General features: G+C 69.2%; 15 protein-coding genes. 8 read left to right on the forward strand and 7 right to left on the reverse strand.

Annotated elements, in window-relative coordinates; genetic code table 11:
- Positions 1-28: 28 nt before the first annotated feature.
- Positions 29-1,375 (reverse strand): MFS family transporter, encoded by a 1,347-nt coding sequence (locus tag QE399_RS13040; protein WP_309829209.1) that lies wholly within the window; start codon positions 1,373-1,375, stop codon positions 29-31.
- A 318-nt stretch (positions 1,376-1,693) separates the two neighbouring features.
- Here QE399_RS13040 and QE399_RS13045 point away from each other — a divergent pair, with 318 nt between their 5' ends.
- A complete protein-coding gene (locus tag QE399_RS13045; RefSeq protein WP_309829210.1) occupies positions 1,694-2,758 on the forward strand; it encodes a YcjF family protein in 1,065 nt (354 codons plus the stop codon).
- A gap of 66 nt (positions 2,759-2,824) precedes the next feature.
- Here QE399_RS13045 and nth read toward each other — a convergent pair whose 3' ends face one another.
- Both nth and QE399_RS13055 read right to left on the reverse strand, forming a co-directional pair.
- Entirely contained in the window at positions 2,825-3,463 is a 639-nt protein-coding gene (gene nth, locus QE399_RS13050; RefSeq protein WP_309829211.1) for an endonuclease III, read from the reverse strand.
- 96 nt (positions 3,464-3,559) lie between these two features.
- Positions 3,560-4,474, reverse strand: a complete 915-nt coding sequence (locus tag QE399_RS13055) for a LysR family transcriptional regulator (RefSeq protein WP_309829212.1) — start codon at positions 4,472-4,474, stop codon at positions 3,560-3,562.
- A gap of 117 nt (positions 4,475-4,591) precedes the next feature.
- On the opposite strand from QE399_RS13055, the gene QE399_RS13060 reads away from it, so the two are divergent.
- Both QE399_RS13060 and QE399_RS13065 read left to right on the forward strand, forming a co-directional pair.
- Positions 4,592-6,064: an amidase gene (locus tag QE399_RS13060; protein ID WP_405044109.1), complete on the forward strand. Its 1,473-nt coding sequence runs from the start codon at positions 4,592-4,594 to the stop codon at positions 6,062-6,064.
- A gap of 87 nt (positions 6,065-6,151) precedes the next feature.
- The gene (locus QE399_RS13065) at positions 6,152-7,132 is read left to right on the forward strand and encodes a Bug family tripartite tricarboxylate transporter substrate binding protein (protein ID WP_309829214.1); all 981 of its coding nucleotides are present in this window, start codon (positions 6,152-6,154) and stop codon (positions 7,130-7,132) included.
- 49 nt (positions 7,133-7,181) lie between these two features.
- Here QE399_RS13065 and QE399_RS13070 read toward each other — a convergent pair whose 3' ends face one another.
- On the reverse strand, positions 7,182-7,400 hold the full coding sequence (locus QE399_RS13070; RefSeq protein ID WP_309829215.1) for a hypothetical protein: 219 nt from the start codon (positions 7,398-7,400) through the stop codon (positions 7,182-7,184).
- Between the two features lie 290 nt (positions 7,401-7,690).
- Between QE399_RS13070 and QE399_RS13075 the strand changes: the two genes are divergently transcribed.
- The 3 genes from QE399_RS13075 to QE399_RS13085 all read left to right on the forward strand — a co-directional run bounded on the left by QE399_RS13075 (position 7,691) and on the right by QE399_RS13085 (position 10,416).
- Positions 7,691-8,881 carry an aminotransferase-like domain-containing protein gene (locus tag QE399_RS13075; protein ID WP_309829216.1) on the forward strand — a complete coding sequence of 397 codons (1,191 nt, stop codon included), beginning with the start codon at positions 7,691-7,693 and terminating at the stop codon, positions 8,879-8,881.
- A 190-nt stretch (positions 8,882-9,071) separates the two neighbouring features.
- Positions 9,072-9,293 carry a SlyX family protein gene (locus QE399_RS13080; RefSeq protein WP_309829217.1) on the forward strand — a complete coding sequence of 74 codons (222 nt, stop codon included), beginning with the start codon at positions 9,072-9,074 and terminating at the stop codon, positions 9,291-9,293.
- A 124-nt stretch (positions 9,294-9,417) separates the two neighbouring features.
- The gene (locus tag QE399_RS13085) at positions 9,418-10,416 is read left to right on the forward strand and encodes an aldo/keto reductase (RefSeq protein ID WP_309829218.1); all 999 of its coding nucleotides are present in this window, start codon (positions 9,418-9,420) and stop codon (positions 10,414-10,416) included.
- A gap of 57 nt (positions 10,417-10,473) precedes the next feature.
- On the opposite strand, the gene QE399_RS13090 is transcribed toward QE399_RS13085, so the two are convergent.
- On the reverse strand, positions 10,474-11,367 hold the full coding sequence (locus QE399_RS13090) for an aldo/keto reductase family oxidoreductase (RefSeq protein WP_309829219.1): 894 nt from the start codon (positions 11,365-11,367) through the stop codon (positions 10,474-10,476).
- A gap of 93 nt (positions 11,368-11,460) precedes the next feature.
- On the opposite strand from QE399_RS13090, the gene QE399_RS13095 reads away from it, so the two are divergent.
- On the forward strand, positions 11,461-12,369 hold the full coding sequence (locus QE399_RS13095; protein ID WP_309829220.1) for a LysR family transcriptional regulator: 909 nt from the start codon (positions 11,461-11,463) through the stop codon (positions 12,367-12,369).
- Positions 12,370-12,561: 192 nt separating this feature from the next.
- Positions 12,562-13,155, forward strand: coding sequence for a sugar O-acetyltransferase (locus QE399_RS13100; RefSeq protein WP_309829221.1), 594 nt, complete (start codon positions 12,562-12,564; stop codon positions 13,153-13,155).
- 204 nt (positions 13,156-13,359) lie between these two features.
- Here QE399_RS13100 and mog read toward each other — a convergent pair whose 3' ends face one another.
- Both mog and yjgA read right to left on the reverse strand, forming a co-directional pair.
- Complete coding sequence (gene mog, locus QE399_RS13105) at positions 13,360-13,983, reverse strand: molybdopterin adenylyltransferase (protein ID WP_309829222.1); 624 nt, start codon at positions 13,981-13,983, stop codon at positions 13,360-13,362.
- A complete protein-coding gene (yjgA, locus tag QE399_RS13110; protein WP_309829223.1) occupies positions 13,976-14,638 on the reverse strand; it encodes a ribosome biogenesis factor YjgA in 663 nt (220 codons plus the stop codon). The genes mog and yjgA overlap by 8 nt, the downstream gene beginning before the upstream one ends.
- Positions 14,639-14,710 lie beyond the last annotated feature (72 nt).

A 14,710-nucleotide genomic window follows, 5' to 3' on the forward strand; every position in this document is an offset into this window, starting at 1 on the left:
GCGGCGAAGCGGCCCCGCCGCGCACGCCTCAATGGTCGTGGTGCAGATAGGCCGCCTGGCGTGGCAGCCGCAGGCTGACCAGGAAAGCCACCACCATCATCGCCGTCACGTACCAGAAGAACGCGGATTCGTGGCCGATGGACTTCAGGCCCAGCGCCACATACTCGGCCGTGCCGCCGAAGAGGGCATTGGCGATGGCGTACGCGAGGCCCACGCCCAGCGCGCGCACTTCGGGCGGGAACATCTCGGCCTTCACGATGCCGCTGATGGAGGTGTAGAAGCTCACCACCACCAGCGCGGCGGCGATCAGCAGGAAGGCCACCACCGGGTGCGTGGTGTGCTGCAGCGCGGTGAGGATGGGCACGGTGGTGAGGGCGCCCAGCGCGCCGAAGATCAGCATGTTGTTGCGCCGGCCGATGCGGTCGGACAGGGCACCCACCAGCGGCTGCATGCACATGAACAGCAGCAGGGCCCCGGTCATCACATAGCTGGCGGTCTTGATGGGCAGCTGCACCGTATTCACCAGGTACTTCTGCATGTACGTGGTGAAGGTGTAGAAGATCAGGGAGCCGCCGGCGGTATAGCCCAGCACGGTGAAGAAGGCCGCCTTGTGGTGGCGGAAGATGCCGCCGATGGTGCCGGCCTCCTTGTTGTTCTTGGCGGCCTCGCTCTGCGTCTCGTGCAGCGTGCGGCGCAGCAGCAGGGCGACCACGGCCGAGATGGCGCCGATCACGAACGGAATGCGCCAGCCCCAGGCCTTCAGCTCCGCCTCGGACAGCAGGGCCTCCAGCACCACGATCACCAGCACGGCCAGCAGCTGGCCGCCGATCAGCGTCACGTACTGGAACGAGGAGAAGAAGCCGCGCTGGCCCCGCAGCGCCACCTCGCTCATGTAGGTGGCGGTGGTGCCGTATTCACCGCCTACCGACAGCCCCTGGAACAGCCGGCACACCAGCAGCAGGAAGGGCGCCCAGGCGCCGATGGCAGCATAGGTCGGCAGGAAGGCGATGACCAGCGAGCCGGCGCACATCATGGTCACCGAGATGAGCATGGAGCGCTTGCGCCCGTAGCGGTCGGCAATGCGGCCGAACAGCCAGCCCCCGATCGGGCGCATCAGAAAGCCTGCCGCGAACACGCCTGCCGTGTTGAGCAGCTGGACGGTGGGATCCGACTTGGGGAAGAACGCCGAGGCGAAGTACAGCGCCGAGAACGCATACACGTAGAAATCGAACCACTCGACCAGGTTGCCGGAGGAGGCGGCCATGATCGAGAAGACGCGGTGGCGTTTCTCTTCGGCGGTGTAGGCGCGGGGCTCGGCCGAGCCGGGCGCATCGAGCGTGCCGGGCACACCGGCGGATGCTGCGGGAGAGGACATGCGGAAATCCAGCCTTTCTTGACGGTGCGCCCGGGGGAGCGCGCCTTGTTGTGTTGTGTTGCTGTGGCAGCCTGCCCATTGTGGGCATAGAGAAAAACCCTGGTTGTCAGTCAAAGGCTGACGCAGCGCAACGGCTCTTGAAAATCCGCAGGCCCGCTCCATCTGCGAGCCGTGCTGCTGGCCCACGGGCGGCAGCCATCTCTCTTCCTCTGCAGAACCAGTCATACAGCGCGGGGGAGCCAGGAGGGCGACTGCGCACCCCGGGGTGCTGCGGCTGCCGTCCGTCTCCACGGGGCTGGCGCGGCCACGCGCAGCCCGATGTCCTGTCTACCCGAGGAACCTGCATCCATGGAAAGCCAACACCTGCGCGCCGTCCTGTCCATCAGCCTGATGGCGGCCTTTGCCGACGAACACAAGGACGAGCGCGAACGCGACCACCTGCGCGACATGGCCGAATCGCTCAGCGCCGGCAGCGGCGTGGACCTGATGAAGCTGTACCAGGACGTGCTGCTGCAGCGCGTACGCCTGGAGGACGCCGCCGGCGCACTCGACACGCCTGCGCTGCGCCACCTGGCCTTCGAGATGGCCGTGGGCGTGTGCGATGCCGACGGCGTGTGCAATGCCAAGGAAAAGGCCTTCCTGCAGCGCCTGGCTGCCGCGCTGCAGGTGCCGGCGCCCGAGGCAGCGCAGGTGATCGAGCAGGCCGACGCGCTGGCCGATGTGCCGCTGCGCGCCGAGCCCGCACCGTCCGAGGCCTGGTCCGGCCCCACGGCCGCCGTGCCGATGGCGGTGGGGGGCGCGGCGGTTGCGGCAGCGGCTGCTGTGGCGGCTGCCTCGCCCGCCGGTGCCACCGTCAACGCCGCCTCGGTGAGCGATGCCGAGATCGACTCCATGATCCTGAACGCGTCCATCCTCAACGGCGCGCTGGAGCTGCTGCCGCAGTCGCTGGCTTCCATGGCCATCATTCCGTTGCAGACGCGCCTGGTCTACCGCGTGGGCAAGGTCTATGGCTATGAGCTGGACAAGCGGCACATCGCCGACTTCCTGGCCACGGTGGGCGTGGGGCTCACCTCGCAGTACGTGGAGCAGTTCGGCCGCAAGCTGGTGGGCGGGCTGCTGGGCAAGGTGATGGGCGGCATGGGCCGTGCGGTGGGCAGCGCGGCCACGGGCTCGGCATTCTCGTTCGCCAGCACCTACGCGCTGGGCAAGGTGGCGCAGCGCTACTACGCCGGGGGCCGCACGCTGAGCACCGACGCGCTCAAGGCCTCGTTCTCGCGCACGGTGGACGAGGCCAAGGGCCTGCAGCAGCGCTATGCCCCGCAGATCCAGGAGCGGGCGAAGGGGCTGGACGTGGGCAAGCTGCTGCGCGAGCTCAAAGCCTGATTTGCTATTAAATAGATAGCCTCATGCGCTCCATTGGCGGGCGCTGGAGCCTTATTTAATGCAAATTCAGGGCGCTGGCGTCTTGGGCTGGTAGTCGCAGTACGGCGCCACCGCGCACTCCCAGCAGCGCGGTTTGCGCGCCTGGCAGACGTAGCGGCCGTGCAGGATCAGCCAGTGGTGCGAGTCCACTGCGTACTCGGCCGGCACGCGCTTGAGCAACTGCATCTCCACCGCCAGCGGGTTCTTGCCCGGCGCCAGGCCGGTGCGGTTGCTCACGCGGAAGATGTGCGTGTCCACCGCCATGGTGGGCTGGCCGAAGGCCACGTTCAGCACCACGTTGGCCGTCTTGCGGCCCACGCCGGGCAGCGCCTCCAGCTCCTCGCGCGTGCGCGGCACCTGGCCGCCGTGCCGCTCCACGAGGATGCGGCAGGTCTCCATCAGGTGCCGCGCCTTGCTGCGGTACAAGCCGATGGTCTTGACGTAGCCCTCCAGCCCTTCCAGGCCCAGGTCGAGGATGGCCTGCGGCGTGCCCGCCGCCGGGAACAGCTTGCGCGTGGCCTTGTTGACGCCCACGTCCGTGGCCTGGGCCGACAGCAGCACGGCGGCCAGCAGTTCGAAGACGGTGGTGTATTCCAGTTCAGTGTTGGGCTGCGGATTGGCCGCCTTGAGCGTGGCGAAGAAAGGGACGATGTGCTCGGTCTTCATGGTGGCGTGGGTATTTTTGTCGTTGCCTCGCATTGTGCTGCGCGGCCGGCCTGCTTCCTGCGCAGCGTCTCCAGGCACCTTCGGCGGCGGCTTCCTTCAGCCACTGGGCGCCGGCAATGCACTGCGCAGGTAGTCGAGGAACAGGCGCACACCCAACGGCAGGGTGCGGCCGCTCAGCGTCTGGATTTCGGTGAGACGTGCGCTCATGCCGCGTTCGCGGATCTGTGCCGCATGCAGTTCGCCGCGGGCCACACGGTCCCGCACCGTGACCTCTCCGGAAATCGACAGCCCGCCGCCGTGCAGCACGAAGTGGGTCAGCGTCTCGAAATGGTTGCAGACCAGGGCCGGCTCGAACACCAGGCCGCGCTGGCTGCAGCCGATGTCGAACAGCTGCCGCACGGTGTTGTCGCGCTCCGGCAGTGCGATGGGGTGCGCATGCATCTGCGCCAGTGTCACGGAGGGGAAGCGCGCGAGCGGGTGGTCCGGCCGCATGATGGCGATCACGGGAGAGGCTTCGCGGTGCTGCACCGTGATGTCCCGTTCCGCCGAGCGGCTGTAGGTCAGGCCCACGTCGGCATCGCCGTTGAGCACGGCGACGGTGACGGCGGCAGGGCTGGCGACGCTGAGGCGGAACTGCATGCCTGGATAGCGCACCCTGAACTGGGCCATCACGCGCGGCAGGAATTCGATGGCGAAGCCGGCCGAGCTGCTCAGCCGGATCAGCCCGGTATGCACGCCCTGCAGAGCCTGGATATCGGACACCACGCGGTCGGCCTCCAGCGCCCCGCGGCGGGCGTGCGCGGCCAGCAGCTCGCCAGCGGGGCTCGGTGCCATGCCGCGAGGGCGGCGGTCGAACAGCGGCACGCCCAGCAGGTCCTCCAGCGCCGCGACCTGTCGGCTCACGGCGGACGGCGACACATTGAGCCGGGTGGCGGCCTCGCTCACGGAGCCGCTGCGCACCACTTCCAGGAAGTAGCGCAGGGCGGTTTCCTGCAATCGGCTGGACAGCATGGAGAAGATTCTGGTTTGCGTAAAACGCAACGATACCCTCAGAAAACGTCGATTGTCGAAGGGCAGGGGCGTCCTTATGCTGCCATCGCAATGACACCACCTGCCGCCGCTTCCACCCTGCCATCCGGCGCCGTCCGCGCCGCCTTGCCCAACGGCCTGGGTCTCTTGGGACGGACCGCCACCGATCTGTCCCGCGCCATCCACGGCCGGGAGGTGTCCTGCGTGGAGGTGCTTGACGCCACGCTGGCGCAGATCGACCGCCTGAACCCGGTGGTGAATGCCATCGTCGCGATGCCCGATCGCGAGGGGCTGAGAGCGCAGGCCGCCGAGCGGGATGCGCAACTCGCGCGGGGCGAGAGCCTGGGCCCGCTGCACGGCTTTCCGCAGGCGCCCAAGGACATCATGCCCGCGGCCGGCCTGGTGACCACGCGCGGCTCACCGATCTTCGCCGGGCAGGTCTCGTCCAGCGACGCCGTGGTGTATGAGCGCATGCGTGCCGGCGGCGCACTGTTCATCGGCCGCACGAACTCGCCCGAGTTCGGTTTGGGTGGGCACACCTTCAACCCGGTCTACGGCACGACGCGCAATGCGTTCGATCCAGCACGCTCCGCGGGCGGCAGCAGCGGCGGGGCCGGGGTGGCCGTCGCATTGCACATGCTGCCCGTGGCCGATGGCTCGGACATGATGGGCTCGCTGCGCACGCCGGCGGCCTTCAACAACGTCTACGGCCTGCGCACCTCGTTCGGCCTGGTGCCGCACGGGCCGACGGAAGAGGTGTTCTTCCAGCAGTTCAGCGTGGCCGGCCCGATGGCGCGCAACATACCCGACCTGGCGATGCTGCTGTCCGTGCAGGCCGGCTTCGATGCGCGCCTGCCGCTCACCCGCCGGCACGACGACGTCGCCGCGCTGGGCCGGCCGCTGGAGCGCGATGTCAACGGCACGCGCATCGGCTGGCTCGGCGATCTGGGCGGCCACCTGCCGTGCGAGCCCGGCGTGCTGCAGACCTGCGAGCAGGCGCTGGCGCACTTTCGCACGGTGGGCTGTACCGTGGACGCGGCGGTGCCTGCCTTCGACCTGGAGCAGCTCTGGAACGCCTGGATCGACCTGCGCAGTTTCAGCGTGGCGGGCGCCAACGCCGCGCTGTACCGCGACCCCGCCAAGCGGCCCCTGCTCAAGGCCGAGGCCGTGTGGGAGATCGAACGCGGCATGCGCCTGAGCGCCTTGCAGGTGTACGACGCCGCACGCGTGCGCTCGGCCTGGTACCAGGTGCTGCGCGGGCTGTTCGAACGCTTCGACTTCCTCGTCATGCCGGCGGCACAGGTCTTTCCGTTTGCGGCGGAACTGGACTGGCCGCATGCCGTGGGCGGCCGTGACATGGACACCTACCACCGCTGGATGCAGGCCGTGGTGCCCGCCACGATGGCGGGGCTGCCCGCGCTGGCTGCGCCCGCGGGCTTCGGCCCCGGCGGGTTGCCCGCAGGCTTGCAGATCATCGGCCCGGCGCAATGCGATGCAGCGGTGCTGCAGATCGGCCACGCCTACGACCAGGCCAGCGGCCACGCGCGCGTGAGGAGTCCGCTGCTGGCGTGAGCGTTTTTTCCCTTGCGGGGGCGGCAGGCCATTCGAGGCCGTTCCCCGCCGGTTTGTCCGTCGTCCGTTGCCCTGGAGAGTTTCATCATGCTGCGTTCCCGCTTCCTTGCCTCGACCCTCTTGCTCGGCGCCCTGGCGCTCACCGGCCCGGCGGCTGCGTGGGCTCAGGCCTACCCGGACCGCCCGGTCAAGCTCGTGATCCCTTTCGCGCCGGGCGGCGCCACGGACATCCTGGGCCGGCTGCTGGCCACGGCGCTCGGTGAACGCCTGGGGCAGCCCATGGTGGTCGAGAACAAGCCGGGGGCCGGCACGGTGGTGGCGGCCTCCATGGTGGCGAAGGCGCCCGCGGACGGCTATACGCTGCTGCTCGGGGCCAACACCACGCTCACGCTCAACCCGGCCATCCGCAACAACCTGCCTTACGACCCTTTGCGCAGCTTCACGCCGCTGGGGCTGGTGGCCGACATGGGCCTGCTGCTGGTGGCGCACAACGACACGCCGGGCAGCACGCTGAAGGAGGCCATCGCGCTGACGAAGGCCGCGCCGGACAAATACTCCTACGGCTCGTACGGCACGGGGTCGTCGGTGCACTTCGGGGGCGAAGTGCTGAAGTCCACCACGGGCATGCGGATGATGCATGTGCCGTTCAATGGCAGTTCGCCCAACCTCACCGCGCTGATGGGCGGGCAGGTGCAGTACGCCGTGGACACGGTGGTGGCCAGCACGCCGCTCATCCAGGCCGGCAAGATCAAGGCGATCGCGGCCCTGAGCCCGCAGCGCCTGGCCTTGCTGCCGCAGGTGCCCACAGTGGCCGAAAGCGGCTACCCCGGCTTCGACATGGGCTCGTGGTTCGCGTTCGTTGCGCCGGCCGGCCTGCCGGAGCCGGTGCGCAAGAAGCTGGAGAAGGCGCTGCAGGACACGATGGCATCGGCCGAGTTCCGCAAGAAGCTGGAAGGCATCGGCCTCACGCCCACCTGGGGCAGCGGCGAAGCGCTGCGCGCCCGTGTGGAGCGCGAGCTGCCCCTGATGCGCGCCGTGGCGGCGCGGGCCGATATCCGCGTGGATTGACGGCAGGCTTTGAAGGCCCCGTCCCGGCCGCCGTCTGCGCTGCGGTGCCCTAGCCCAGTGCCGCGCCGCCCGCATCCAGCGCCGGCGGGCGCAGCAGGTCTTCGTTCACGCCCATGGCCTGGCTGGCGCGCTCCACCGCGGTCCACAGCGGGGCGGGCATCTGCAGGATGTCTTCCGGCGTGGCGGACCGGGCGATCCAGGCGCTGATCTCATGGTGCTGCTCGTGGGTGAGCAAGTCCAGGTTCAACATTTCGTCGATGGTCTTCATGGGGCTGTTGGTCGTTCTGTGCGTTCCGGCGGGCGGGCCGGAGGGGATGTCGTAGGTGCGGATGCGTGGCCTGAAGCACATGGTGCCAAAAATGCCGGACGCAAGCGGAGCGTGGCCCGGATGCCCTTGCGGGCCGAGGGAGTGCGGCTGGCGAAGGCTGCGGCGCGGTGCGGGCCTTCGCGCCGCGCCCGCCTGCGGCGGCGGCGCTCTGCGAATCGCCGAAACCGCGGAAACCTGCGCGGCAATTGGCGACAATGCCTGTTTTCCATTGCCACCGGGGTGCCTTTTCCATGCAATTCGCCGACCGCCTGAACAACGTAGAAACCTCTGCCATCCGTGAGCTGTTCAAGCTCCTGGGCAAGCCGGGCATCATCAGTTTCGCGGGCGGGTTTCCGGACAGCGCGATGTTCGATGTGGACGGCATCAAGGAAGCCTCGCTCAAGGCACTGACCGAAGAGCCCGGCGCGGCGCTGCAGTACGGCGCTACCGAGGGCTACAACCCGCTGCGCGAGCAGCTGGCCGCCTTCATGGCCGCCAAGGGTGCGACTGCGCTGGCGCCCGAGAACCTCATCGTCACCACCGGCAGCCAGCAGGCGCTGGACCTGCTGGGCAAGACGCTCATCAGCCCCGGCGACAAGGTGATCGTCGAAGGCCCGACCTTCCTGGCCACCATCCAGTGCTTCCGCCTCTACGGCGCCGAACTCATCAGCGCGCCCATCGACGCCAATGGCGTGAAGACCGACGAGCTTGAGAAACTCATCGCCGAGCACCGCCCCAAGTTCGTCTACCTGATCCCCACCTTCGGCAACCCCAGCGGCGCCATGCTGAGCCTGGAGCGCCGCAAGGCCGTGCTGGAGATGGCCGTCAAGCACAACACCCTCATCGTCGAGGACGACCCCTACGGCGACCTGTACTTCGGCGAAGCGCCGCCGCCCAGCCTGCTGAACCTGTCGGCCCGCGTGCCGGGCAGCCGCGAGCTGCTGGTGCACTGCGGCAGCTTGAGCAAGGTGCTGTCGCCCGGCCTGCGCGTGGGCTGGATGATTGCCCCGGCCGAGCTGCTGGGCAAAGCCACGATGTGCAAGCAGTTCAGCGATGCGCACACCAGCACCTTCGCCCAGGCCACGGCCGCGCAGTACCTCAAGGCCGGCCGCATGCCCGCCACGCTGGCCAAGGTGCGCGCGGTGTACGCCGAGCGCGCCCAGGCCCTGGGCGATGCGCTGCGCCAGGAGCTGGGCGACGCCATCGAGTTCGTGCAGCCGCAGGGCGGCCTGTTCGTGTGGGCGCGCCTGACGGGCGCGGGCGGCAAGGTGGCCGACGGCAACGAACTGGCGAAGCGCGCCATCGACCAGGGCGTGGCCTTCGTGCCCGGCACGCCGTTCTACTGCGCCAACCCCGACCACGCCACGCTGCGCCTGTCGTTCGCCACGGCCGATGTGGAGAAGATCCGCGAAGGCGTGGCGCGCCTGGCGCAGGCGCTGTGACCGGCACGGTGTGCTATCGATAGCGGAGCTGTCTGCGCTTGATCAGTAAGCAATTCGAGGCGATTAATGCCTGAAAGCCAGAAGGATAAAGCGCAAGCTGCTCTCATTTTTGATAGTCCCCGCGGCGCACGCTGGAAGGGTTCTGCACCGACGGTGCCCCGGCAGCGCCGGCATGCGTTCCAATAGGGCCATGTCCGCATCCCGTTCCCCCGACCAGCGCCTCGACGAGCTGGAAATCAAGGCCAGCTACACCGAAGACCTGCTGGACCAGCTCAACCTCACCATCTACCGCCAGCAGCGGCAGATCGACGCGCTGGCGCGCACCATCGCGCAGCTGCGCCAGCAGATGCCCGAGGCCGGCGGTGGCGCCGCCGCGCGCAACCTGCGCGACGAGCTGCCGCCGCACTACTGACCCTGTCCTGCGCTGCGCTCGGGCGGGTGGCAGCTCAGCGCAGGCGCCGCGTTGTCCGCACCCTGGGTCTGACTCCCTCATCGTTGATGCAACCCGCCTTCCACCGAAGGCCAGAAAGGCAACCATGCAGTACCGCAACCTCGGCAAAAGCAACCTCAAAGTCTCGGCCCTGTGCCTGGGCGCCATGATGTTTGGCGACCAGACCGACAAGGCGGAGGCCGCGTCCATCGTGGCCGACGCGCGCGCGCAGGGCGTGAACTTCATCGACACGGCCGACGTGTACACCAAGGGTGCGTCGGAGACGATGCTGGGCGAGCTGCTCCAGGGCCAGCGGCACGAATGGGTGCTGGCCACCAAGCTGGGCAACAAGATGTCCGAGCGCGTGAACGAGAGCCACTACTCCCGCAGCTGGATGCTGCGCGAGGTGGACGCCAGCCTGGCGCGTCTGCAGACCGACCATGTGGATGTGCTGTACCTGCACCGTGACTTCAACGGCATGGACCTGCAGGAACCCTTGTTCGCCATCGACGCGCTGCTGCGCGCGGGCAAGATCCGCTACTGGGGCGTGTCCAACTTCCGCGCCTGGCGCATCGCCGAGCTGGTGCACGGCGCGCGACAGCTGGGTATGCCCGGGCCGGTCGTCTGCCAGCCGTACTACAACCTGCTCAACCGCATGCCCGAGGTCGAGATCCTGCCCGCCTGCGCACACCACGGCGTGGGCGTGACCTCGTACAGCCCCATCGCGCGCGGGGTGCTCACCGGCAAGTACCTGCCGGGCCAGGCACCGGAGCAGGGTACGCGCGCCGCTCGCGGCGACAAGCGCATGGCAGAGACCGAGTTCCGCGAAGAGTCCCTGGTCATCGCCCAGCAGCTCAAGCAGCATGCCGAGGCGCGCGGCGTGACGCTGGCCCAGTTCGCCACCGCCTGGGTGCTGGCCCACGGCGCCATCAGCTCCGTCATCGCCGGCCCGCGCACGCTGGCCCAGTGGCAGGACTACGCCCCGGCGCTGGGCTATACCGTGACGGCCGAAGACGAGGCGCTGGTGGATTCGCTGGTAGCGCCCGGCCACCCCTCCACGCCCGGCTTCACCGACCCGGCCTATCCGCTGCCGCCGCGGGTCTGACGGCGGGGCAGGGGCCCGCGCAGGCAAGGCAAGGCGCCGGCGTGCCAGGGGGCGCGCTCAGTGGCCTGCAGGCCGCGCGCCGGCCTGCGCCGCGACGCCGTCCAGTTCGCGCACCACGTCGTCGCTCAGTTGCACATAGGCGGCTGCCAGGTTCTGCCGCAGGTGCGCCACCGACGAGGTGCCCGGGATCAGCAGGATGTTGGGCGAGCGCTTGAGCAGCCACGCCAGGGCCACCTGCAGCGGCGTGGCCCCCAGGCGCAGGGCGATCTCGGACAGCGCGGTGGACTGCACGGGCGTGAACCCGCCCAGCGGGAAGAAGGGCACGTAGGGAATGCCGCTGCGGGCCAGCAGGTCCACCATGGCGTCGTCGGCACGGTGGACCAGGTTGTAGTGGTTCTGCACACAGGCCACGGTGGCGATGCGCATCGCCTGCGCCAGCTGCGTGGGCGTCACGTTGCTCAGGCCGATGTGGCGCACCAGCCCTTCCTTCTGCAGCGCGGCCAGTGCCGCCACGGGTTCCTCGATGGAACCTTCCTTCGGGCCCATCGTGTCGATCATCACCCGGAAGTTCACCACGTCCAGCGCCTCCAGGCCCAGGTTTCGCAGGTTGTCGTGCACGGCCTGGCGCAGTGCCTCGGGCGACGCCGCCGCCAGCCAGGCGCCCTGCGCGTCGCGCCGCACGCCGACCTTGGTCACCAGCGTCAGGTCGCTGGCGTAGGGGTGGAGAGCTTCGCGCACGATCTGGTTGGTGATGTGCGGGCCGTAGAAGTCGGCCGTGTCAATGTGGTTCACCCCGTTTTCCACGGCAGTGCGCAGCACGGCGATGGCCGCCTCGCGGTCCTTCGGGGGGCCGAAGACGTGGGGGCCTGCCAGCTGCATGGTGCCGTAGCCGATGCGGTTCACGGTGCGGTCGCCGAGGGGGAAGGTGCGGTGGGAGTCTGGAGCGTTCATGGCTTGCCTTTCGTGGAATGAGCGCAGTCTAGGAAGGCTTCGGTTGTTTGATAATCCATCGCAATCCGCACGGCCTGTTCGAATATCTGCACAATGAAAGCCGACCTCAACCAGCTCCACGCCTTTGCCGCCGTGGCCCAGGCCCAGGGTTTCCGCGGTGCGGCCCGGCACCTGGGCGCCAGCCCGTCTGCGGTGAGCGATGCCGTGCGCCGCCTGGAGGACGACCTGGGCGTGCGCCTGCTCAACCGCACCACCCGCAGCGTGTCCCCCACGGACGCCGGGCGCAGGCTGCTGGAGCGCCTGATGCCGGCGCTGCAAGAGGTGCAGGAGGCGCTGGGCGCCGCAGGCGCGCTGCGCGGAGCCCCGGCCGGCACGCTGCGCATCAACGTGCCGGTGTCGGCGCTCAAGCTGGTGCTGCCGGCCATCGTGCCGGACTTCCGCGCCGCCTATCCGCACATCCTGCTGGAGGTGATCGCGCAAGACAGCTTCGTGGACGTGCTGGCCGCGGGCTGCGACGCCGGTATCCGCTACGGAGAGAGCCTGGACCAGGACATGATCGCCGTGCCCATCGGGCCGCGTGTGCAGCACTTCGCCTGCGCCGCGTCGCCCGGCTACCTGAAGCGGCGCGGCAAGGTGGCGCATCCGCGCGAACTCATGGCGCACGACTGCCTGCGGGTGCGGTTCGAGAGCGGGTCCATGCCGCTCTGGGAGTTCGAGCGCCGGGGCGAGACGCTGCGGCTGGACCCGGCACCGGCCCTGGTGGTGCAGGCCGGGGCCGCCGCCGATCTGGCGGTGGAGGCCGCCGTGGAGGGCATGGGCGTGGTCTACCTGTTCCAGGGATGGCTGCAGCCGCACCTGGACAGTGGGGCGCTGGTGCCGATCGCCAAAGAGTGGTGGCCCCGGTTCGCGGGCCCGTTTCTGTACTACCCCGGCCACCGGCTGGTGCCCGAGCCCTTGCGCGCCTTCGTGGACTTCGTCCGGGCGCATCCCAGCACGGCCTGAGAGCCTGCTGACGATCCCCTGTGAGATCGTCAACAGGCTCTGACGGTACCTCCGTCCCCGCGGAGCCACGGCGCCGGTGCGAACTTTCCGCCGGCGCTGCGGTCGCACAGGCTTCCCCTGGCCGCCCGCGAACGGGCTAGCCTGCCGCGGCGCTGCGCGCGCTCTGCCTGCTTCTCAAATCTCCGTTACCCCATGACCTCTCTGGACACCCAATTCGCCCATATGCGCACCGGGCAGATGTACAACGACCTGACGCCCGAGTTGCTGGCCGCCCGTGAGCGCGCCGTGCTGCTGACGAACGAATACAACGCCTCGTTCTCGCAACCGGCGGCCGAGCGCGAGGCGCTGTTGCGCCGGCTGCTGGGCTCGGTCGGCACGCGCGTGCATTTCGAGCCCACCTTCCGCTGCGAATTCGGCAGCAACATCCACATCGGCGACCGCTTCTATGCCAACTTCGACTGCGTGATGCTGGACGGCGGCGGCATCCACATCGGCGACGACGTGCTGCTGGGCCCCCGCGTGGGCATCTACACCTCCAACCACGCCATCGATGCAGCGGAACGCGCCGCCGGAGGCTGCATCGGCAAGCCGGTGCGCATCGGGAACCGGGTGTGGGTGGGCGCGGGCACGCATGTGAACCCGGGCGTGCAGATCGGGGACGACAGCATCATCGGATCGGGCAGCGTGCTCACGTCGGACATCCCGGCAGGCGTGATTGCGGCGGGCGTGCCGTGCCGGGTGCTGCGGCCCATCACGGACGCGGACCGCACGGGCTTTCAGCCTTAGAGGTCCTCTGCCCGAATCACCGCGCCGTGTGCATCTGCGGCCTCGGGCAGTCTGCGGCGTTGCAAATACTCGCAATAGCCACGCTATTGCTGCGTTCTGCGCCTTGCATCCCCGCCCGATCCGCAGCGCCCACTTGCCGCTCGATGCGTGCAGAGGCTCCCTTGGGCAACGCCCCGGCGGCCGCAGCCCGGGGCGGCGGGCGGGTCAGTCCGGCCGCGCCGGGCGTTGCGCCGTCTTGGGCCGGAAGGCCTTGCAGACGCTGGCGCGCGTTTCCAGGTAAGGCCCGCCGATCAGATCGATGCAATAGGGCACGGCGGCGAAGATGCCGGGCACGGCGTGCGTGCCGTCATCGCGCCTGAGGCCTTCCAGCGTTTCGGCGATCGCCTTGGGCTGGCCCGGCAGGTTGATGATGAGGCTGCGGTCGCGGACCACGGCCACCTGGCGCGACAGGATGGCGGTGGGCACGAAGGCCAGGCTGATCTGGCGCATCTGCTCGCCAAAGCCCGGCATCTCCTTGTGCGCCACGGCCAGCGTGGCCTCGGGCGTCACGTCGCGCAGGGCGGGGCCGGTGCCTCCGGTGGTCAGTACCAGGCTGCAGCCGGCGTCCACCAGCTCGATCAGCGTGGCGCTGATGGTGGCCTGCTCGTCGGGGATGAGGCGGGCCTCGAAGGTGATGGGGTTGTGCAGCGCGCGCGTGAGCCAGTCCTGCAGCGCGGGCAGGCCCTTGTCCTCGTACACGCCGGTGCTGGCGCGGTCGCTGATGGAGACGATGCCGATGTGGACGGCCTCGGGCGCCGGCAGGGGCGCAGCGGCGGCGGACTCAGGCATCGCGTTCGGCGCCTTCCTGGCGGGCCTCGGTGCCGGCGTCCTGCATCTGCTCGCGCACCAGCTGGAACAGCTCGCGGTAGGCGCGGCCCTTGCGCGGGGCCAGGCCCTGCGATTCGGCCACGTTGGCCTCCTTGCCGGCGGGCGCGTCCTTGCGCGCCTGGCGGATCAGCGCGCGGATCTGCTGCGTGTCGGTGCGCGGGTACTGTTCCATCCACTGCAGCAGCACCTCGTCGCTGTGGATGAGGCGGTCGCGCCACTGCTCGGCCAGGTGCAGCGCCAGCTTTTCAGTGGCCGAGCCGTTGCGCTGTTCGTCCAGCGCGCCGCGCACGGCGGCCACGGCTTCTTCGTCCAGGCGGCGCATGAGCTTGCCGACGAACTGCATCTGCCGGCGCTTGCCCTCGAAGTTGGTGATGCGCTTGGCTTCGGCGATGGCGTCCTTGAGCTTTTCGGGCAGGTCCAGCCGGTCCATCAGGTCGGCACGCAGGGTGAGCAGCTCGGTGCCCAGGTCCTGGAGTTCGTCGCTTTCGCGCTTCATGTCCGTGCGGCTCGACTCGGTCGTGCCCTTGAGCTCGGCCTTCAGCTGCAGGTCCAGTTCGCTGCCTTCGGCAACGAAATGGCCTCGGACGAAATAGCCTTTTTTGGGTTTGCGTGACATGGTGGGGGTAACGGGTGGGGCACGCGGGTGCCCGGAGAAAGACCCGGCTCCATGGTGCCGGGAAGCGGCAAG

Origin of the sequence: Paracidovorax wautersii (assembly GCF_031453675.1) — a bacterium.
GTDB lineage: Bacteria > Pseudomonadota > Gammaproteobacteria > Burkholderiales > Burkholderiaceae_C > Paracidovorax.

What these genes read in the sequence shown, in the direction of transcription:
- QE399_RS13100 (WP_309829221.1), top strand. Translation starts at nt 12,562, where the DNA reads ATGACCTCTCTGGACACCCAATTCGCCCATATGCGCACCGGGCAGATG.
- QE399_RS13075 (WP_309829216.1), top strand. Translation starts at nt 7,691, where the DNA reads ATGCAATTCGCCGACCGCCTGAACAACGTAGAAACCTCTGCCATCCGT.
- nth (WP_309829211.1), bottom strand. Translation starts at nt 3,463, where the DNA reads ATGAAGACCGAGCACATCGTCCCTTTCTTCGCCACGCTCAAGGCGGCC.
- QE399_RS13070 (WP_309829215.1), bottom strand. Translation starts at nt 7,400, where the DNA reads ATGAAGACCATCGACGAAATGTTGAACCTGGACTTGCTCACCCACGAG.
- QE399_RS13055 (WP_309829212.1), bottom strand. Translation starts at nt 4,474, where the DNA reads ATGCTGTCCAGCCGATTGCAGGAAACCGCCCTGCGCTACTTCCTGGAA.
- QE399_RS13080 (WP_309829217.1), top strand. Translation starts at nt 9,072, where the DNA reads ATGTCCGCATCCCGTTCCCCCGACCAGCGCCTCGACGAGCTGGAAATC.
- QE399_RS13040 (WP_309829209.1), bottom strand. Translation starts at nt 1,375, where the DNA reads ATGTCCTCTCCCGCAGCATCCGCCGGTGTGCCCGGCACGCTCGATGCG.
- yjgA (WP_309829223.1), bottom strand. Translation starts at nt 14,638, where the DNA reads ATGTCACGCAAACCCAAAAAAGGCTATTTCGTCCGAGGCCATTTCGTT.
- QE399_RS13065 (WP_309829214.1), top strand. Translation starts at nt 6,152, where the DNA reads ATGCTGCGTTCCCGCTTCCTTGCCTCGACCCTCTTGCTCGGCGCCCTG.
- QE399_RS13045 (WP_309829210.1), top strand. Translation starts at nt 1,694, where the DNA reads ATGTCCTGTCTACCCGAGGAACCTGCATCCATGGAAAGCCAACACCTG.
- mog (WP_309829222.1), bottom strand. Translation starts at nt 13,983, where the DNA reads ATGCCTGAGTCCGCCGCCGCTGCGCCCCTGCCGGCGCCCGAGGCCGTC.
- QE399_RS13095 (WP_309829220.1), top strand. Translation starts at nt 11,461, where the DNA reads ATGAAAGCCGACCTCAACCAGCTCCACGCCTTTGCCGCCGTGGCCCAG.
- QE399_RS13085 (WP_309829218.1), top strand. Translation starts at nt 9,418, where the DNA reads ATGCAGTACCGCAACCTCGGCAAAAGCAACCTCAAAGTCTCGGCCCTG.
- QE399_RS13090 (WP_309829219.1), bottom strand. Translation starts at nt 11,367, where the DNA reads ATGAACGCTCCAGACTCCCACCGCACCTTCCCCCTCGGCGACCGCACC.